The sequence below is a fragment of the Microtetraspora sp. AC03309 genome (assembly GCF_020826795.1).
Classification (GTDB): Bacteria; Actinomycetota; Actinomycetes; order Streptosporangiales; family Streptosporangiaceae; genus Microtetraspora; species Microtetraspora glauca.
In genome coordinates this window covers 1-373 of the sequence record NZ_JADDIL010000664.1, presented here as the reverse complement: position 1 = coordinate 373, position 373 = coordinate 1, and the positions used below count along the sequence as shown (strand labels likewise).

General features: G+C 67.3%; 1 protein-coding gene. It reads left to right on the top strand.

All coding sequences use genetic code 11. From position 1 onward, the window contains the following. The coding region (locus IMZ11_RS44850) for a DUF222 domain-containing protein (RefSeq protein ID WP_228649925.1) at positions 1-373 on the top strand (373 nt) is incomplete at both ends.

Sequence of the window (373 nt, the reverse complement as noted above, 5' to 3'; positions counted from 1 at the left end):
CTCAGGACCAGATCGACGCCGACACCCGAAATCCCGCCCAGCGCACCCACGACGCCCTGCTGGCCATGACCCGCAGCACATTGATGTCTGGGCCGCTCGGGCGGCACAACGGGCTACCCGTCTCGATCGTGGTCACCACGACACTGCAAGAACTCCTGGCCGGCGCGGGCTTCGCCATCACCACCAGCGGGTCCAAACTGTCCATTCCCGATGTCATCCGGCTGGCCGCCCATGCCTGGCACTACCTGGCCATCTACGACCAACACACCAACATGCCGCTCTACCTCGGCCGCACCCGCCGCATCGCCACTGCAGCACAGCGGCTGATGCTGTTCGGCCGTGAGCGCGGCTGCACGCGTCCGGGATGCACGGC